The sequence below is a fragment of the Gimesia algae genome, from assembly GCF_007746795.1.
Taxonomy (GTDB): domain Bacteria; phylum Planctomycetota; class Planctomycetia; order Planctomycetales; family Planctomycetaceae; genus Gimesia; species Gimesia algae.
On the sequence record NZ_CP036343.1, the window covers coordinates 477,180 to 496,180 of the forward strand.

At 50.4% G+C, this 19,001-nt stretch carries 13 protein-coding genes; 7 read left to right on the forward strand and 6 right to left on the reverse strand.

The features are described 5' to 3' along the window. Window positions 1–101 precede the first annotated feature (101 nt). Together Pan161_RS01755 and Pan161_RS01760 are read right to left on the reverse strand one after the other, a co-directional pair. Window positions 102–1,178 (reverse strand): hypothetical protein, encoded by a 1,077-nt coding sequence (locus Pan161_RS01755; protein ID WP_145223891.1) that lies wholly within the window; start codon window positions 1,176–1,178, stop codon window positions 102–104. Window positions 1,179–1,426: 248 nt separating this feature from the next. After that, window positions 1,427–2,011, reverse strand: a complete 585-nt coding sequence (locus Pan161_RS01760; RefSeq protein ID WP_145223892.1) for a hypothetical protein — start codon at window positions 2,009–2,011, stop codon at window positions 1,427–1,429. A gap of 1,123 nt (window positions 2,012–3,134) precedes the next feature. Between Pan161_RS01760 and Pan161_RS01765 the strand changes: the two genes are divergently transcribed. From Pan161_RS01765 to Pan161_RS01775, 3 genes are all read left to right on the forward strand, one after another. Beyond that, window positions 3,135–4,139, forward strand: coding sequence for a tetratricopeptide repeat protein (locus Pan161_RS01765; protein ID WP_232103804.1), 1,005 nt, complete (start codon window positions 3,135–3,137; stop codon window positions 4,137–4,139). A 598-nt stretch (window positions 4,140–4,737) separates the two neighbouring features. Continuing rightward, window positions 4,738–5,226 (forward strand): hypothetical protein, encoded by a 489-nt coding sequence (locus Pan161_RS01770; RefSeq protein ID WP_145223894.1) that lies wholly within the window; start codon window positions 4,738–4,740, stop codon window positions 5,224–5,226. 39 nt (window positions 5,227–5,265) lie between these two features. Then, the gene (locus Pan161_RS01775) at window positions 5,266–5,820 is read left to right on the forward strand and encodes an integrase core domain-containing protein (protein WP_145223895.1); all 555 of its coding nucleotides are present in this window, start codon (window positions 5,266–5,268) and stop codon (window positions 5,818–5,820) included. A gap of 377 nt (window positions 5,821–6,197) precedes the next feature. Here Pan161_RS01775 and Pan161_RS01780 read toward each other — a convergent pair whose 3' ends face one another. The 4 genes from Pan161_RS01780 to Pan161_RS01795 are packed head-to-tail and all read right to left on the reverse strand — an operon-like array spanning window position 6,198 to window position 11,340. Further along, a complete protein-coding gene (locus Pan161_RS01780) occupies window positions 6,198–7,304 on the reverse strand; it encodes an ABC transporter permease (protein ID WP_145223896.1) in 1,107 nt (368 codons plus the stop codon). A gap of 11 nt (window positions 7,305–7,315) precedes the next feature. Continuing rightward, entirely contained in the window at window positions 7,316–8,449 is a 1,134-nt protein-coding gene (locus Pan161_RS01785) for an ABC transporter permease (RefSeq protein ID WP_197995647.1), read from the reverse strand. 31 nt (window positions 8,450–8,480) lie between these two features. Continuing rightward, window positions 8,481–10,289, reverse strand: a complete 1,809-nt coding sequence (locus tag Pan161_RS01790; RefSeq protein WP_145223897.1) for an ATP-binding cassette domain-containing protein — start codon at window positions 10,287–10,289, stop codon at window positions 8,481–8,483. 43 nt (window positions 10,290–10,332) lie between these two features. Further along, a complete protein-coding gene (locus tag Pan161_RS01795; protein ID WP_145223898.1) occupies window positions 10,333–11,340 on the reverse strand; it encodes an efflux RND transporter periplasmic adaptor subunit in 1,008 nt (335 codons plus the stop codon). A 475-nt stretch (window positions 11,341–11,815) separates the two neighbouring features. Here Pan161_RS01795 and Pan161_RS01800 point away from each other — a divergent pair, with 475 nt between their 5' ends. The 4 genes from Pan161_RS01800 to Pan161_RS01815 all read left to right on the forward strand — a co-directional run bounded on the left by Pan161_RS01800 (window position 11,816) and on the right by Pan161_RS01815 (window position 18,980). Next, window positions 11,816–12,988 carry an acetate/propionate family kinase gene (locus Pan161_RS01800; protein ID WP_261342996.1) on the forward strand — a complete coding sequence of 391 codons (1,173 nt, stop codon included), beginning with the start codon at window positions 11,816–11,818 and terminating at the stop codon, window positions 12,986–12,988. 18 nt (window positions 12,989–13,006) lie between these two features. Continuing rightward, the gene (locus Pan161_RS01805) at window positions 13,007–15,376 is read left to right on the forward strand and encodes a phosphoketolase family protein (RefSeq protein ID WP_145223900.1); all 2,370 of its coding nucleotides are present in this window, start codon (window positions 13,007–13,009) and stop codon (window positions 15,374–15,376) included. Continuing rightward, a complete protein-coding gene (locus Pan161_RS01810) occupies window positions 15,373–17,898 on the forward strand; it encodes a plasma-membrane proton-efflux P-type ATPase (RefSeq protein ID WP_145223901.1) in 2,526 nt (841 codons plus the stop codon). Before Pan161_RS01805 ends, Pan161_RS01810 begins: the two co-directional genes overlap by 4 nt. Window positions 17,899–18,149: 251 nt before the next feature. After that, window positions 18,150–18,980, forward strand: a complete 831-nt coding sequence (locus Pan161_RS01815) for a polyphosphate kinase 2 family protein (protein WP_145223902.1) — start codon at window positions 18,150–18,152, stop codon at window positions 18,978–18,980. The last annotated feature ends 21 nt before the right edge of the window (window positions 18,981–19,001 follow it).

The window sequence follows — 19,001 nt, forward strand, 5'->3', positions numbered from 1 at the left end:
TCAGGACAAAATCTAAATTCATAATGGAATCACCACAATACTGGATCAAAAATAATCGAGACACGGAAAAAAGACCTGGTCCCGATAGTTGTCCATAGTGATTACAGGGCGTCCTGAACCTGTCTGGTCTGGCGTTCCGTCAGAATTCCCAGCAGGGCAACCTGTTCTGCGTGTTTTAGAAACTCGGTCCTGGTATGAGGGATCACCACGGATCGACTCTGTTCCGCATCCGCCTGAGATGATTCTGCTGCTTCAATCCAGAATAAACCATGGATGGTGACAAGATAAAGTTCAGCCAGTAACTGGTTCTGTACTTTCGAAAGCTTGAGCTTGTTTTCATTCTGGAGTTGGCCCATGGTTCGAAAAACATCCGACAGTTTTTTCGGATCCAAACGTACCTGATCTGTTTCAGCAGGGGCTGGTAGCATCGGAATCACATTCGGTGCCGGCCGCTTCTCTGTAAGTTGTGCGTACCTCTTTTTTTGAGCCGGTGTGAGAACCGCGATTGAATCGTTGCGGAACTGATCATTGAGGAGATTCAGGCCAGCCTGAATCTCCGCCTGATTCGCATCAGGCAGCATCGACCCCATAAACAATGGTCTCGCGTCTTGATTGTAATTTGATTGTGCCCGCTTCAGAAGCGTTTTTTGTGCCTCAGTGAAATCCATCAGCTCCTGAATCAGGGCTTGCAGGAACCCGCGCCATTTCTGATCTGACAAATGTTGCTGGATCACGGCATTGGCTTGAGACTCTGTGAGCAGCCCCGAGAGCGACATCAGCTGACCATGCATCACAGCCTCTCTGCGACGTTGTTCGTTGCGTTCCAGATATTTGATGTAATCCCGGGGGTTCGTATCCAGGTAATCGGCGTCGTGGCTCGAAGATGCCAGGTTCGCCTGGTAGAGCAATGCATCCAGTTTTTTGAGAATCACTCCCTGATTATCAGACAGGGCGAGGGCAGATTGCCAGTAACTACGGGAGTGGCAAAGATCGCCAATAAAGGTATAACCCGTATGGAGTTGAAATATGCGATTCATACGCAGGCCGGCGCTTTTTTCCCTGGTGATCTTGGCACGTTCCAGATCTTCGGTTTGCTGCTGTTCCTGTGACGTCACCCAGGAACAGACATTGAACGTCATGATGATGGTGACGCTGGCTGTGATTCTTTTCCAGGACATACCCTGCTCCTTTGAAATGTAGCAACGGCAGAGACGCTCAACTCCATTTGAGCAGACGGGACACAACTCTCAGAGACGACCCGGTCCTGATGTTGTCCTGCGATTCATTGTCGCATGCGATTTATTCAAAGGCAAGAAGTTTGTTCGGTTTCTGATTGCTACACAGCCTTTGAAAACTCGGAAAAGTTATGCAAAAAAAGAGACGTGGTTTATCTAGATCGATCAAAATGTGTCGTCTATTACGTTGCCTACTTCCAGAAAGTCGTCAATTGCTTCCCGGTTTTACTGGCCTGCACGATATCGCAATAATTCGACCGGCATTTTTCATCCGGATCGGAAACAATGTATTCAAACCAGCCATCGTATGCAGATAAGTTTTCCTCAAGACTGAATTGACCGTTGAACGTACAACTGTCCTGGAGTGTATCCAGGATCTCATAGAAACGGGTTCGGACTGTAGAGCCGATCAGAGCCTCGGCCCCGGCAAGAAAAATGAGATGCGCCATTTGCAGGTGAGTCAAGCCATCAGGCGGTTGTTCCCATGCTTCCCGCGAGTACTGTGCGGCTGTGGCGAGTGGCCCAGAGTGGCAATTGCACAAGTCGGAGAAGAAATAGTAGTGTTCCCATTCGGCGACCTGTAAAGTTTTGGTATCAGTCTGAGTCCGAAAGGCAATTTCTGCCTGACTAAACCACGGTATAATGCTCAATGCCATCGCGTTGAGGGGAAAGAGCGGGTTGTCGTTATCGACAATCGTGCGAAGTTGTGGAGTGCAAATTTCCAATCCATCAAGAATTCCCGCGCGAAATAATTCGACACATTGCGAATAAGACATGACAGTAATCCTCAAGGGACTTTTACAATATCGATTTATTGAGAGAATATGATTCTGTCTAAAACTAACAGGATATCTGTCTATTATCAATTGGCAACATAAAACCTTCCGCATTCATGTCTTTAAGTATCAACTCATGAAGATGAAATGTGTAAAAAAGACCTGAAGCATTTATTCAGTCAGTGCTCAAATTTCATCTCTCGGGTTGCGTTCTCTTTCCCTACAATGTGCGTCGGGTGGGATGTCTGGTTTTCGGGCAGTGTCGGGCGAGCCGACGAAGGGCATCCGTTGGTTAAGTGAGTAGAGCGAGACGGATCTTTGATGTTTCTTTTTCGAGTTTGTAATCTCATGATGATGTTCATTCGCAGGTCAATTCCATTGATCCGATTTTCTGCAGGGGCACGGGCGCGTCAAGGGGAGATGAACAAAATCGGGTGGCGATATGGGTTGATGTATGCTGACAGGGATGCGACATCGGGGCGTGCCGGGACGATGTGGGGGCGGTGTGTGTCGATCCGCACGACATGTTTGAGCAGGCTTTATAACAAATCGTGCGGAAACCAAGTGGGTTTGATAGTGCTGATTTCTGCCGTAGTTCTGTTTCTACAGGTGAAGAAATACTGGACCACGCGCGCGACTCAGTTTAGCGCTTATCATGTTTCGCGGCGCGGCGGAGTCAAGTCGAATATTTTCAGCGGTGAAATGGAACTGACACTGAAGGGGAAGTTAAATGAGAGGAGCAAAATGGTGTTTGAGCTAAAATGGTGTTTGAGCTAAAATGGTGTTTGAGCTGTTGTCGGAGAGGGTCACGAAAAAAGGACACAGAACGAAGTTGGTTGATGTTGTAAGTTGAATGATGAAAAAGAGATATGTGGAAAGTGTGTTGCCAGGGTGTTGTGTTAAGTTGTGTAACGTGGTCGAAACTGTCTCGTTTGAGGTGAGAGTCGTTCTTCAGAAATACTTTTAAGGGTTATTTCGATTCCAGTTAATGTGCCGAGGCCCGTTAGACTTTTCAGGACATTTCTGTCCTCATGTTTTAATCTGATTGACAGTCGTCTGATGGTGTCGGAGGATAAAATTGATTGCTTTTTCTTCGATTCTTTTTTGCTGGGACAAATAAGTGATGACACAAGAGCGGAACTTCAAGGAGATACAAAAGAAATATGGTCCTTGTGCTCTGTCGGTTAACGTGACTCAAATGAAGCGGCCAGAAATGGTTGGCGAAGCTGTCGGGGTACTCTCAACGGTTGTTTTTTGTTTGATTATACTAAGCGGATGTCAGGGTGATCAAAGAGCCGATCCACGCGAAACAGCTCCGCTGGGGGACGCTCGGGCACAAAACAGTTTAGGAATCATGTATACAGCGGGAGACGGTGTCAAACAAGACCTTGCTCAGGCAGTGCATTGGTTTCGTAAATCTGCTGAACAGGGATATGCCGAAGCACAGAACAATTTAGGAATCAGCTACCGTGATGGAACGGGTATTCAAAAAGATGATGCCCAGGCGGTGGAGTGGCTTGGCAAAGCTGCAAGACAGAACCTGGCCATTGCACAATACAATTTAGGACTCATGTATGCTAAAGGAAACGGCGTCGGGCAGGACTATACTGAGGCAGTGGAGTGGTACCGCAAAGCCGCTGGACAGGGATGTGCCGAAGCAGAAACCAGTTTAGGAATCTGTTACCGTGACGCAAAGGGTGTTCAGAAAGATGATGCTCAGGCAGTAGAATGGCTTCGCAAAGCGGCAAGGCAGAACCTGGCTATTGCGCAACACCTGTTAGGATTCATGTATGCGAAAGGAAATGGCGTCAAGCAAGATGAGGTTGAGGCGGTGCACTGGTATCGTAAAGCCGCCGAACAGGGATTTGCTGAGGCACAAAACAATTTAGGAAGCAGCTATCGTGACGGAAGAGGGGTTCAGGTAGATCATGCTCAGGCGGCAAAGTGGCTTCACAAAGCTGCAAAGCAGAATCTGGCCATCGCCCAATACAATTTAGGATTCATGTATGCAGAGGGAGTAGGTGTCAAGCAGGATTATATGGAGGCAGCGGAGTGGTACCGCAAAGCCGCTGAGCAGGGACATAAAGCTTCAGAGCAAGCTTTGAAGCAGATAGAAAAACTACCCTAGTGCTTTGTCAAGCTACAAATTGAGGGTTGGGGGGTGTTGTTTACGTGCTCCGTTGTCGCACTCTCGTGATATCTATCAACCCAAATTTTAAAAATGACACTCCACTAGTCAGACTGAAACTGGATCAAGTGTATGTAACGAAAATTATATATCACAGAATCTGTCGCAGAGGTTCCCTTATTCTGATTAGCCAACAGATACGAAAAAAGGACTCAGAGCTGAAATGCCCTAAGTCCTTTAATATCAAAGTGCCCAAGAGAGGACTCGAACCTCCACGGGGATTACCCCCACTAGCCCCTCAAGCTAAAAAGGCTATATATCAAGGATGCCTCAATCACATTGTAATCGTATTATTATCAAAAGGTTGCGTTTATTCAACGTTGAAAACTGATTGAAGTCATATTGCATTGAAATTCTCAATTCTGTCCGCGATTTGTCCGCGGTAGCAATAGTCTGATCAGCAGCCTATATGCAGTACATGGAACGAAACTATCAACACCCCTGGGTTGCATTAGAGTTAAAAAACAGAGTCGACGTTACTACGAACTATACTGACATTTAGATTTTCAGAATACACTTTCACACCATTGGGCCATCTATGAGCTTCATCCTGCAACCTTGGCAACTATTCTTCATCATGATGGCTGGTTGGGTTAACAGGCACCAGCAAGAAGTGATCGAATACCTGAGAACCGAGAATCAGGTTCTTAAAGAGAAACAAGGTAAGAAACGCATTTTGCTAAATGATGAGCAGCGTCGAAGGCTTGCCGTTAAAGGTAAGATTCTGGGACGTAAGCGACTCGAAGAAGTCGGTACTCTGTTTACACCAGATACGATTCTTCGCTGGCATAAAAAGTTGGTTGCCATTAAATGGGATTATTCTGATCTTCGCAAAAATAACTCAGGCAGACCTCAGCTGTCTGATGAAGTCAAGCGATTAGTCTCGAATCGCAAAAGAGAACGGCACCTGGGATATGATCGGATTGCTGCTGCTGTTATAAATTTGGGCTACAAGATTTCTGACGAATCGGTACGCCAGATTCTTAAAGAACAGGGCATTGAACCAGCGCCTGATCGCAAACACTAGACAACCTGGGGCACCTTCCTCAAAGCACACTGGGAGGTATTGGCTGCGATCGACTTTGCCACTGTGGAAGTCTGGACGAAAGGTGGGCTTGTTACTTTCTATTTGCTGTTTGTAATCGAACTGAAGACGCGCCGAGTTCATTTCGCTGGCTGCACAACGAGTCTCCACGAAGCATGGATGAAACAGATTGCCAGAAACTTGTCAGATGAGGAAGATGGTTTTCTGGTTGGAAAACAGAAGCTAATCATGGATCGTGATTCAACTTTTTGTGAGTCGTTTCGGTCGATCTTAAGCCAGTCAGATATTCAGCCGATAGTTTTGCCTCCCAGACCACCCAATCTGAATGCTTTTATTGAGCGATTCTTTCGCTCACTCAAATCAGAGTGCCTCGACAGAATGATTTTCTTTGGTGAGAATTCATTAAGGAATGCCATCAAAAAATACTTGGTTCATTATCACGCAGAACGCAATCACCAGGGACTCGATCACCGTATCATTCAACCGGGAGAGGAAGTTGGCCAAAATGCTGGTGAGGTTGAGTGTCGCGAGCGGCTTGGTGGGCTGCTGAATTATTACTATCGCAAGACAGCGTAGAGATACTAATTACATTATTCTGTGTCTTTTGCGATCACGGTATGCGCACTCCATTGAAATCCAGCACGAAAGGTTTTCTATCTTACCAGCGTACAGTGACAGTCATCGGAGAATTGATCTCACTAACGGCGAACAAAACCAAATTTTCAAGGATCTTATCGCGCGGCTGAATAAATTGACCATACGGGATCGAGACGTTGCATGCGCAAAAAGAACTTGGCAAGGTGGCAATCCCAATAACACTTGAATTTAGTAATACGCTGATTGACCTCAGGAATTTCATCATCATGAGGATGCCGCAGGAGTACTTCGATACTCAAATTTATCGATGGATACATCTACTTGGTACTACAGGCATTTCGGCGTTCGCTTTTCCGTTAGTACATCCGTCGCCGAAACAGCCAAGCGGCCGTGCCAAGAGTCACGATCCCGATTATCGCCATTGGCCAGAATTGGTCAATCAGCAGTTCGAACGGAGTACCTTCTAGAAATACGGATCGTAGAATGATCATAAAGTATCGCATCGGATTTAAATAAGTAAGTTTCTGCACAATAGACGGCATGTTGGCTATAGGTGTGGCAAACCCGGAGAGAATAATGGCAGGAACCAGAAACATGAATGCACCTAGTAAACCTTGCTGTTGAGTCGTGGACAGAGACGAAATCATCAATCCCACACCAATGGCCGACAGAAGAAACAGTGCAATGCCGGTATAGAGAGTGATTACGCTTCCCAGAAGAGGGACTTGAAACCAAAAAACGGCAACGAAAATAATGAACGTAGCCTCGCCCATGCCAATAATAAATCCGGGTACGGCTTTTCCGATTAGAATTTCCCATGGCCGATACGGTGTGACCAGCAATTGATCGAATGTGCTCTGTTCACGTTCTCGAGCCACGGAGAGGGATGTAACAATCATTGTCACTACAAGGGTCAGCAAACCGACAATGCCTGGTATAATGAACCATCGACTGACGAGATTGGGGTTGAACCAGGCTCGCACCTGAAGGCGGGCGGGCGGTCCGGGGAATCCATTGCGACGCGCCCATTGAACATTAAAGTTTTGAATGATCGTATCCGCATAGCCATTGGCAATCATTGCTGTATTGGAGTCACGTCCATCGACAATTACTTGCACGTCGGTTGTTCGGCTTTGGTACAGGTCACGACTAAATTGTCGTCCAATATGCAGGACTACGATCACTTTTTTTGTGTCGATTAGTGGTGAGATTTGGTCATCGTGTGTGATTGTGGCAACCCGTTGAAAGTTGGGGGAACCATCAAATCTCGCGATGAGTTCTCGTGACAATTCACTGTTACTCTCATCATAGATTGCTAAGGGAACATTCGTTAGATCAAACGTAGCTGCATAGCCAAATACAACGAGCTGGATTATGGGCGGACCGATGATCACGAACCGGCTTTTGGGATCCTTAAGCAGGGTGAGAAACTCTTTAATGATTAAGGCCACGAGGCGTGACACCTATTTATCTCCTAATCTAACTGTTTGCGTGATTTGTATCGCGTCAGCCCAAGGAAAAGCGTGGCCATCATTGCCAGTGCCATTGCGTTGGGTAACAACACGGACCATACATCGCCTGCCAAAAAGATTGTCTGCAAGATCGCTACAAAGTATCGCGCCGGAATAATATGTGTCAGTAACTGAATCGGATACGGCATGCTTCCGATGTCAAAAATAAATCCCGATAGAATGAACGCTGGCAGAAATGTGGTGATGATGGCTACTTGAGCCGCCACAAACTGGATGCGGGCGATCGTCGATATTAATAAACCCATTCCCAAAGCAGTTAGCAGGAATAGCGATGTGCCGACCAGAAGCACCCACATTGATCCTCGTAGTGGAACATGAAACAACCAGACTCCCATTCCGACTGACAAAGCCATGCCTCCCATCCCTAGCACAAAGTAAGGCAAAATTTTTCCGATCAGGACTTCGCGCATTGCGACAGGCGTCGCCATCAGGGCTTCCATCGTGCCACGTTCCCATTCGCGCGCCATAACCAATGCTGTTAACATCGCTCCGATCAGAGTCATGATGACAGCGATCAGACCAGGAACGAGAAAGTTGCGGCTCCTGAGGTTGCTATTGAACCAAATACGCTGTTGAATTTTCACGGGAACTAGCAGCGGTAAACCTTCGTCAGTTGATCGGCGTTCCAGCCATTTTGAATACGCACCTTGGCTATATCCGATGATCAGACGCGCCGTGTTGGCATCGACACCATTCACAACAAGCTGAATTGATGCACCATTTGATCGACGGAGCTTTTCGGAAAAGTCATTGCGAATATGTAGTATTGCATCAACCCGCCGTTCCATCATTGCCCGTTGAGCGGTATGCAGACCATGAATATATATGGGCTGGAAGTAGTGGGAATGTTCAAACTCGGAACACAGACTGCTGGTATCGGCCGAAGGCTGATCGACCACAAGTGCAATAGGAATATGTTCAGCGTCGAGCGATACACCATAACCGAACAGTAATAGTAAGATGACTGGTAAGACGAAAGCAATCGCCAGTGAACTCGGATCGCGTAGAACCTGTAGGAATTCCTTCCGCAGCAGTCCACGAAGTCGCATCAGTGACCCACCGCGATTCGACATCATCAGGCCACCTCTAACTGTGTATACAGGAGTCTCATGATTTTTCCTCATGCGAATCAATCAGGTGAATGAACGCATCTTCCATTGTTGGCTCCGGTGCTTGTTCTGTTTGTACGCTACGTTTGATTTCAACAGGAGTGCCGAGAGCCAGGATCTCGCCGGTAATCATGATAGCCATTCGGTCACAATATTCGGCTTCTTCCATAAAGTGCGTCGTGACCATCACGGTAACTCCCTGATTTGCCAGATCATTGATGCGATGCCAGAATTCGCGACGGGCCAACGGGTCGACACCAGAAGTCGGTTCGTCAAGGAACAGGATGTCTGGTTCGTGCATCAGCGAGCACGCTAATGCTAAACGTTGTTTGTAACCGAGTGGTAATAGACCGCTGGTTGTGTTGTATACGGGACCAAGTTCGAATTCACTGGTCGCCCAGTTAATGCGTTCGCGCCGCTTTTGACCTGTCAGTCCGTAGGCACTGCTAAAGAATCTCAGGTTGTCAGCCACGCTCAATGTTCCGTACAGTGAGAACTTCTGCGACATATAGCCGATGCGAGCGCGCGCTGCTGCGGCTGTCTTGCGAACATCAACCCCGGCCACCTGCAATGTTCCGCCACTGGCTGGGAGCAGACCGCACAACATTCGAAACATCGTTGTCTTGCCGGCACCGTTCGCTCCGAGCAGACCGAAGACTTCGCCACGGTTTACATCGAACGACACACTCTTCACTGCATAAAAGTTACCAAATCTTCGTTGCGCATCTCGTACTTCGATGTCATGGTCAGTGCCCATGCTATATTTTATTGTTGATTGCGGAGGTAGATTGGAAACAGAGTGAACGGAATTCTCGATCTCTTCGGCACGGCGTTTACGGAGCATCGCAATGAAGCCATCTTCGAAACGGGGTGGAACACTGTTAATCGTTGCGTTTGGTGCATCGGGCAGAAGTATATCGGTTGACGAATCTGCATTTGACCGAAGCACTACCCGCACGGCATCCCCTTGAATTACGGCATCAATGACACCAGGTTGCTTCGAGAGCGATTCCTGCACGTCACGGTTTTTCTGATGCGGAACGCGCGCTTGGAACGTTTGTCCGGCCAAAGGCTGACTGAATTCCGATGGTGAGCCGTGTCCCAACAACTGACCCTCATCGAGAATAATGACTTTGTCGCAGCGTTCGGCTTCATCAAGATAAGACGTGCTGAGCAGCACGGTAGTGCCCTCCTGTTGCACGAAGCGTTGGACGATTTGCCATAACTCACGCCGAGACACAGGGTCGACTCCCACCGTTGGTTCGTCTAATAACAGCAGATTTGGTGGGTGCACCAGCGTACAGGCGAGCCCGAGTTTCTGCTTCATGCCTCCGGAAAGGCGCCCCGCCAGCCGCGACATGAATGGGGATAATCCTGTCATATGCATCAAATCGTCGTAACGCGCTGCTCGCAACTTGACGGGTACGCCTTGCAAGTCGGCGTACAAATCGAGATTTTCTTGAACAGACAGATCTTCGTACAAACCAAACCGCTGCGGCATGTAGCCGATGTGGGCCTGGAGAGACAAAGCATCGAGGGTGGTCTCCATTCCAAGCACTGTGATTTTGCCAGTATCCGGAAAGAGCAATCCTGCGGCCATCCGCATGAGAGTGGTCTTTCCGGCTCCATCAGGACCAATCAATCCAGTCACCATCCCTCGAGAAACTGACAAGCTCACTGAGTTGAGAGCCTGCGTATTCCTATGGGAAGCTGGGAAACTTTTACTGACGTTATCGAAGAGCACTACTTGCTGACTGAGATTCTTGCCTAGCGTTCCCAAGTTGTTACTCGCTGTTATGTTGTCCATCTTCTGGCGACTGGCGATCCAGTTCCATTTGAAGTAAATTCGGCTAATTTGGTGACTGGCTGATAAGTTTTATCTTGACGGTGGCTGGCATTCCAAGCCGGAGTTCGCTTTTTGGATTCTTCACGAACACGCGGACTTGATATACCAGCTTGGTACGCAGCTCAGCAGTTTCGACAGGCTTGGGGGTGAACTCTGCCGTTGGTGAGATAAACCCGACCCACGCTTCATATTCTTTTCCAGGAAAACTATCGGTGACAACGACAGCCTTCATCCCATCGTGGATTTTTCCCAAGTCCGGCTCAGATACATATGCTCGCACCCACACTGGATCAACTAATGCAAAAGTGAAGACAGGTTTCTGTGGAGAAGCCATATCTCCGACTTCCAGAATACGTTCCTGCACAATGCCGCGTGACGGTGCATATAGCGAGGCGTCTTTCAGATCATACTTTGCCTGCGCAAGTTCTACTTCCATCCGTTTGAGCGCTGCTTTGGCTTCAGCAATGTCTTCTTTGCGAGGCCCGGCCTTTGCCAGATCGAGGGATGCTTGCAGAAGCTGGACGTTCGCTGCTGCTGAGTCACGCTTTGACTTCACATCATCGACTTCCTGCTGAGCGACTGCTTTCTTTGCCCTTAAGGCCAGAACTCGCTTCAAAGTTACAGCTGCATCATCATATTCGGCCTTAGCTGATAAAAGCGAGGCTTCAGCCTGACGAATTTCTTCTGGTCGCGTACCTGCTTCGAGTCGGGCTACGACCTGTTGTTGGATTTCGATCTGAGCTTTCGCTCGTGCCACTTTCAATTCAAATCGTTCCAGTTCCAATTCCGCCAGGAGTTGTTTCTGCTCGACAAAATCACCCTCTTCCACAAGAATTCGTCCGACTCGCTCGCTACCGTTGATTGCCAACTCCACCTGTCGAATATCAACATTTCCGTACAGAACGAGTGTGTCATCATTGGTGTCCTGCTGCCGTGCTTTCCAATACCAGGTTCCACCTGCTATCAGAACTACCACAGCAATAAGGATGAAAACGCGTATGATTATTTTCATGAGATCTGCGGTTCATTTCTACTAATCAATGGCTCCAGAAGTTCTATTACTCTTGAGCCCAAATTGGTTGTCTCGTTTAGCATAAAGCTTCCCAGAGAATTGAGAGCACGCATTTTTTATCCTGAATTCAGGTTATCAGTATCTGTTTTATAGAGGATCTCACTTTAATGGAAACCACTTGGATTATCTACTGGAAACGAGAAAGATCGATAAGCTTTGCAAATTCTCTCCACAAAACCGGTTTCCTTTGAAAGAGCCTCTGGTATAATTAATCCTGTTTTATGGTCATGTGTTACAGGCTGATGATCACCTCTGCTCAAAATACAGGAAAAATCAGCATGCGGTTTCCTGTCAGTGAAATTTAGCCAAGGGAATATGCAATTTTACCATGAAGATTCGCGAATACTCTGTCAGTAATAATCCGACCGAAGGATGAATCATAAAGGACTCACCCATTCAAACCCGCTGTAAGCATATCCTTACGATCAATGGCGGCTCGTCGAGTATCAAGTTTGCGTTGTTCGAGCCTGGTCACTCGCTCCAACGCATTCTGGAGGGAGGAATTGATCGGATTGGACTAGCGGATGCCGCTCTGCGTGTGAAAGTCTCGAATCAGGCGGACTCCATTTCGCAGCCATTATCGGCACCAGATCACATGGCCGCGGTGGAGACTCTGATGGACTGGATCGAGGAATACTGCGGGGGCGAATCTTTGACCGCGATGGGACATCGCATCGTGCATGGCGGGCCGAACTATCGTGATCCGCAGCGTATCACTGCGGACATAATTGAGGAACTGCACCGGCTCAGTCCCTTCGCTCCCGAACATCTGCCGGAAGAGATTCTGTTGATTGAGGCAATTCAGCGTCGATTTCCCGATCTTCCCCAGGTGGCATGTTTCGACACGGCTTTTCACCATGAGTTACCACGCGTGGCCCGGGTGTTGCCGATCCCCCGACGCTATGAAGCCCAGGGAGTACGGAAGTACGGCTTTCATGGATTGTCCTATACGTTTCTCATGCAGGAGTTGGCTCGTCTGGACGGACCGAAAGCGGCACAAGGTCGAGTGATACTTGCGCACCTCGGCAATGGAGCCAGTTTGGCGGCGGTACATGGCGGCAAACCAGTGGACACAAGCATGAGTTTCACTCCGACTGCAGGCGTGCCGATGAGTACTCGTTCCGGTGATATCGATCCCGGACTTGCTTGGTATCTAGCACGCACTGAGGGTCTCGATGCAAAGCAATTCAACGAGATGGTCAATTTTAAGTCCGGTTTGCTTGGCGTGTCGGAAACCAGTTCCGACATACGTGACTTGCTCGAACTTGAAACGCAGGACGTGCAGGCGGCTGAGGCGGTCGCGCTGTTTTGCTACCATGTCAAGAAATGGATCGGCGCATTTGCGGCAGCCTTGGGGGGATTGGACACATTGGTATTTGCTGGGGGAATCGGCGAAAATTCGCCACTGATTCGAAAGCGGATCTGCGAAGGACTCGGTTTTCTCGGTATCGAATTAAATGAAACGTACAATGCGGAAAATACGCTGCTGATTTCGCCGGACACAACCCGTGTCGCAGTGCGAGTCATTCGCACAAATGAAGAACAGGTGATCGGCGAGACGGTTTGCCACGTTCTAGGTCTTAGTTGAAAAAAGGCGAATAGAACGATGAATACAAAAACGCTTTCTCCAGAATTGCTTCACAAGATGGATGCCTACTGGCGCGCTGCAAACTATTTGTCAGTCGGCCAGATTTATCTTTTTGATAATCCACTGTTGAAGCGGCCGCTGATGCTAGCGGATGTAAAACACATGTTGCTGGGACACTGGGGTACGACTCCCGGGCAGAATTTCATTTACGTGCACTTGAACCGGGTTATCAACGAATATAATCTCAATATGATTTACGTCTCCGGTCCTGGACATGGCGGTCCGGCTGTCGTCGGCAACACTTATCTTGAGGGGACTTACAGCGAGATTTATCCCGATATCAGCCAGGATGAAGCCGGATTGCGGAAGCTGTTTATCCAGTTTTCGTTTCCTGGAGGCATTCCGAGCCACGCATCGCCAGAGTGCCCGGGCTCGATTCACGAAGGCGGCGAGCTGGGTTATTCGCTCAGCCATTCATTCGGGGCGGTGTTCGATAACCCCGATCTGATTGTCGCCTGTGTTGTCGGCGATGGCGAGGCGGAAACCGGACCTCTGGGCACGGCGTGGCATTCCAACAAGTTTCTCAATCCAGCCACCGATGGTGCGGTGCTACCAATTCTGCATTTGAACGGTTACAAGATCGCCAACCCAAGCGTCCTCGCCCGCATTGAGCATGAGGAATTAGAACAGTTGCTCTGGGGTTACGGGTGGACGCCTTACTTCGTTGAGGGACACGAACCTGAGTTGATGCATGAGGCCATGGCCGCAGCGCTCGACATCGCAGTGCAGCAGATCAAAATATTTCAGCGGGACGCCCGTATCCACGGCAATTTGGCACGTCCCCGCTGGCCGATGATTGTTCTCAAATCGCCTAAGGGTTGGACAGGGCCAAAGATAGTTGATGGCCTTCAGGTTGAAGGCACCTTCCGTGCGCATCAGGTGCCGCTCTCCGACCCTGCTACTCATCCCGAGCATCTGAATCTGTTGGAAGACTGGCTGAAGAGTTATCGACCGGAAGAACTCTTCGATCAGCAGGGCCGCTTGAAACCGGAACTGGCGGAACTGGCTCCTTGTGGCGAACGACGTATGGGCGCAAATCCCCACGCCAACGGAGGCATGCTGCTTCGCGACTTGCGGATGCCCGAATTCTGTGAGTACGCGGTCGACGTTCCCTCGCCAGGGGTGCGCGGCATTGGTGATACGCATGTGCTCGGACCTTTTGTGCGCGATGTGGTGAAACTAAACAGCAAACAGCGAAACTTCCGGGTTTTTGGGCCTGATGAAACGCTTTCGAACGGTCTGGAAGCTGTCTTTGATTTGACCAATCGCCAATGGGACGCCGCGACACTGCCGAACGACGAATTCCTTGCGCCCTCCGGTCGGGTGATGGAAATGCTCAGTGAGCACCAGTGTGAAGGCTGGCTTGAGGGCTACCTGCTGACTGGGCGGCATGGACTCTTCAACTGCTATGAGGCGTTCATTCACATTATCGATTCGATGTTCAATCAGCATGCGAAGTGGCTGAAGGTGACGTCGCACCTCCCCTGGCGACGGAAAATCGCTTCGTTGAATTATCTGCTGGCTTCGCATGTCTGGCGCCAGGATCATAACGGCTTTACCCATCAGGACCCCGGTTTCATCGATCATGTCGTGAACAAGAAAGCGGAGATTGTACGTGTTTACTTTCCACCTGATGCGAACTGTCTACTCTCAGTGATGGACCACTGTCTGCGCAGCCGTCATTATGTCAACGTTGTCGTCGCAGGCAAACATCCGGCTCCACAATGGCTGACGATGGATGCTGCTGTCAAACACTGCTCCGAAGGCATCGGCATCTGGCAATGGGCTAGCAACGATCAGGCCGTTTCGTCCGATGTGGTCATGGCCTGCTGTGGTGACGTTCCCACGCTGGAGACACTTGCCGCCGTCTCCCTGATGCGCGAACATCTGCCCGAACTGAAAATCCGGGTGGTTAATATTGTCGACCTGATGAAGTTACAGCCGCCAACAGAGCACCCGCACGGATTGAGCGATATGGATTTCGACGAGCTCTTCACCAAGGACAAGCCGATCATCTTCGCCTTTCATGCCTACCCATGGCTGATCCACCGGTTGACCTATCGCCGTACCAACCACGACAACATCCACGTCCGTGGCTATAAGGAAGAGGGTACCATCACCACGCCTTTCGATATGACGGTGTTGAATGAGTTAGACCGCTTCCACCTCGTGATGGATGCCATCGACCGACTGCCGCAGACTGGCGACAAGGGCATCTACCTGAAGCAGCAGCTCAAGGACAAGCTCATTGAGCACAAGCAGTACATCAATAAGTACGGCCAGGATATGCCGGAAATCCGGGACTGGAAGTGGGGAGATCACAAATGAATGCGCAATCTAATAAAGACCTGCCCAAGGGGGCCAAATCGAAGCTCGACACAAAAGACGATCTGAAATCCCTGCCTCTGCCGGAAGTAGAAAAAAAACTGGAATCATCTCCGGACGGACTCACGCAAGCCGAGGCAGAGAAACGGCTGGCCCACTATGGTCCGAACGAGATTACAGAAAAAGAAACCAGTCCGCTGCTGCAATTTCTGAGCTATTTCTGGGGACCGATCCCCTGGATGATCGAAGCGGCTGTGATTCTGTCGGCAATTGCTCAGCATTGGGCGGATTTTTTCATCATTCTGATCCTCTTAGTGGCCAATGCGGTGGTAGGGTTCTGGGAAGAGTATCAGGCGGGCAATGCCATCGCCGCGCTCAAGGCGAAGCTGGCGATCAAGACCCGGGTTAAGCGTGATGGAAAGTGGGTTACCCCGGCAGCGAGTACGCTGGTACCGGGCGACGCCATCCGTGTGCGTCTGGGTGACATCGTGCCTGCGGATGTGCGCTTGCTGGAGGGAGACCCCATCGAAGTGGATCAATCCGCGTTGACGGGAGAATCGTTGCCCGCCACTTGCAAAACAGGTGAAACGGTATTTTCCGGCTCAATCGTCCGCCAGGGAGAAATGGGCGCGATGGTCTATGCCACGGGGGCAAACACCTACTTCGGTAAGACGGCACGACTGGTACAGGAAGCGCACACGACCAGTCACTTCCAACGCGCTGTGCTGAAGATCGGCAACTACCTGATCATCCTCGCGTCAGTACTGGTAGCGATCATCATCCTGGTCGGAATCTTCCGTGGCGAACCGCTGCTCTCCGCGGAACCTCCACAGACCCCCGTCTTGCTGTTCGCTCTCATCCTGACGGTCGCGGCCATTCCCGTGGCCATGCCCACTGTACTGTCGGTGACGATGGCTGTCGGCGCACGTCAGCTGGCCAGGAAAGAAGCGATTGTCACCCGTCTGGCGGCCATCGAGGAATTGGCGGGCGTCGATATACTCTGCTCGGACAAGACCGGCACCCTGACCCAGAACAAGCTGACGATGGGCGATCCGTTCAGCGTGAACGGCACCCCAATTGAAGAAATCATTCTCAATGCTGCACTGGCATCTCGCGCGGAAAACAATGACACCATCGATCTGGCTGTTCTGGGTGGCCTGCAAGACAAGGATTCGTTAAAGGCTTATGAAGTAGTTCATTTCCAGCCGTTCGACCCGGTCCATAAACGCACCGAGGCCACCATCAAGGGTGCGGACGGAACCGAGTTTAGGGTGACCAAGGGCGCGCCGCAGGTGATTCTGGCCTTGTCAGTCAATGCTGTGCAGGTGACGTCCGCCGTCGACGAGGCCGTCAACGAATTCGCGGCTCGTGGCTTCCGCTCCCTGGGCGTGGCGCGGGCAGATCAGGAAGGTCAATGGCAGTTTCTCGGAGTGTTGCCCTTATTTGATCCACCGCGCGAGCAAGCCAAGGAAACCATCGCAACCACGCGCCATATGGGCGTAAATGTCAAGATGGTAACGGGCGATGCGCTGGCGATTGCACGCGAAACTGCCAGCAAGCTGGGGTTGGGCACCAACATCCTTGATGCCAGCGGTTTCGGCAACACCAAACATTACGAGACGGGGCAGTTAGCTGAGTCCATCGAAAAAGCGGATGGCTTCGCCCAGGTCTTCCCCGAACACAAATTTCACATTGTGGATGTCCTGCAGAAACGCGGTCACATCGTCGGAATGACGGGCGACGGGGTGAACGATGCGCCGGCACTTAAGAAAGCCGATTGCGGCATTGCCGTCTCCGGTGCGACGGATGCAGCCCGCGCAGCGGCGGACATTGTACTGATGACGCCCGGCCTGTCGGTAATCATCGATGCTGTCAAAGAGAGTCGGAAGATCTTTCAGCGAATGAACAGCTATGCGATTTACCGCATCGCCGAAACGATTCGCGTCCTGTTGCTGATGACGCTTTCCATCCTGATCTTCAAGTTCTACCCGGTCACAGCGGTGATGATCGTGATGCTGGCGTTGCTCAACGACGGTGCCATCCTGTCGATTGCGTATGACAACGTGCGCTATAAGAGGACCCCAGAGGCCTGGAACATGCGGATAGTGCTGGGCATCGCCACGGTCTTGGGGGCGGCGGGCGTGTTTGCATCGTTCGGGCTATTTTATCTGGGAGAACGCGTGTTCTATCTCGATCATGAAGTGATCCAGTCGCTGATTTACTTGAAACTCTCCGTGGCGGGACACCTGACGATTTTTGTCACGCGCACACGCGGCCCGTTCTGGACAATACGTCCCGCGCGGATTCTGTGGGTAGCTGTGCTCGGCACGCAAATCTTGGCAACTCTGATTGCGGTGTATGGAGTGTTCATGGCGCCCCTCGGCTGGGGCTGGGCGTTGTTCATCTGGGGGTATGCCCTGGCGTGGTTCCTAGTGAATGACCGTGTGAAACTGTGGGCATATCAAATCTTCGATCCCAATGCCGCGCCCCTGTTAGAGAAGAATCCTGATGGAGTTTCAAGATGACAAAACGGAGCAAAGTAATGGAAGTGAGGAGATATGTTTTAAGGTCCCCAGAGACTCCTTTTGTCTCGCCATCGGTTTGCGATCAGAATGACAGCATTCCTGTTCGCCGCTGTCATTGGCGGGTTCCTGACCCCAGTGTTCACCAGATTCTCCACGGATTCCATCGCTAACAGAGTGATCATAACGAGCCAAATGAGCAACATTTTAGAGGGACTGATTAAACATCACACGGTATCGGAAGGAAGGTAAGAATGAACCAGCTGCAACAGTTTCAAGTAGTGCCCAAAGCCACGATCAAACTCAAAGACATCGACTCGGGTTTCAAAGATCACCACGAGAGTCACAAGGAAGCGACCGGGGAGATTGAGCTACTCCAGAGCAGGCTGCGCGAACTGCAGGAGTTGCTCTACGCGGATGGACGGTCTTCCCTCCTGATCTGCCTGCAGGGGATGGACACGGGTGGCAAAGACGGGACGATCAATCACATCCTGGCTGCGATGAATCCCCAGGGCTGTCGTGTGGAGGGATTCCGGCAGCCTTCTGCTCACGAATTATCGCACGACTTCCTGTGGAGGATTCACCAGGCCGCACCAGCCAGAGGGGAAGTGGCTATTTTCAACCGCTCCCACTACGAGGATGTGCTCATCGTCCGTGTTCACAATTTGGTCCCACAAGCAGTTTGGTCCCGACGTTACGACCAAATTAATGCGTTCGAGAACAGCCTCGTCGAACACGATACGCACATTCTCAAGTTCTACTTGCACATCTCCAAAGAAGAGCAACTGAAACGCTTCAAAGAGCGACTGGATGACCCCACGAAACAATGGAAGATCAGCGAGGCCGACTACAAGGAGCGACTCTATTGGGACGATTACATAGCAGCCTATGAGGAGGCTTTGTCTCGTTGTAGCATGGAATACGCGCCCTGGTTCGTCATTCCTGCCGACCACAAGTGGTTCCGTAACCTCGCCGTGGCCCGGATCGTGGTTGAATACCTGGAAGGACTAAATATGCAGCGTCCCGAACCCAGGGTTGATCTGGAGCACATTCGCCGCGAGTACCACGCAGCAAAGGAGTCATGAGCGTTGAAATGGAACTTACCG

Excerpts from the sequence above, each read along its gene's own strand:
- Pan161_RS01760 (WP_145223892.1), bottom strand. The coding sequence starts at position 2,011 with ATGTCTTATTCGCAATGTGTCGAATTATTTCGCGCGGGAATTCTTGAT.
- Pan161_RS01755 (WP_145223891.1), bottom strand. The coding sequence starts at position 1,178 with ATGTCCTGGAAAAGAATCACAGCCAGCGTCACCATCATCATGACGTTC.
- Pan161_RS01805 (WP_145223900.1), top strand. The coding sequence starts at position 13,007 with ATGAATACAAAAACGCTTTCTCCAGAATTGCTTCACAAGATGGATGCC.
- Pan161_RS01795 (WP_145223898.1), bottom strand. The coding sequence starts at position 11,340 with ATGAAAATAATCATACGCGTTTTCATCCTTATTGCTGTGGTAGTTCTG.
- Pan161_RS01770 (WP_145223894.1), top strand. The coding sequence starts at position 4,738 with ATGAGCTTCATCCTGCAACCTTGGCAACTATTCTTCATCATGATGGCT.
- Pan161_RS01790 (WP_145223897.1), bottom strand. The coding sequence starts at position 10,289 with ATGGACAACATAACAGCGAGTAACAACTTGGGAACGCTAGGCAAGAAT.
- Pan161_RS01765 (WP_232103804.1), top strand. The coding sequence starts at position 3,135 with ATGACACAAGAGCGGAACTTCAAGGAGATACAAAAGAAATATGGTCCT.
- Pan161_RS01785 (WP_197995647.1), bottom strand. The coding sequence starts at position 8,449 with ATGATGTCGAATCGCGGTGGGTCACTGATGCGACTTCGTGGACTGCTG.
- Pan161_RS01815 (WP_145223902.1), top strand. The coding sequence starts at position 18,150 with ATGAACCAGCTGCAACAGTTTCAAGTAGTGCCCAAAGCCACGATCAAA.
- Pan161_RS01810 (WP_145223901.1), top strand. The coding sequence starts at position 15,373 with ATGAATGCGCAATCTAATAAAGACCTGCCCAAGGGGGCCAAATCGAAG.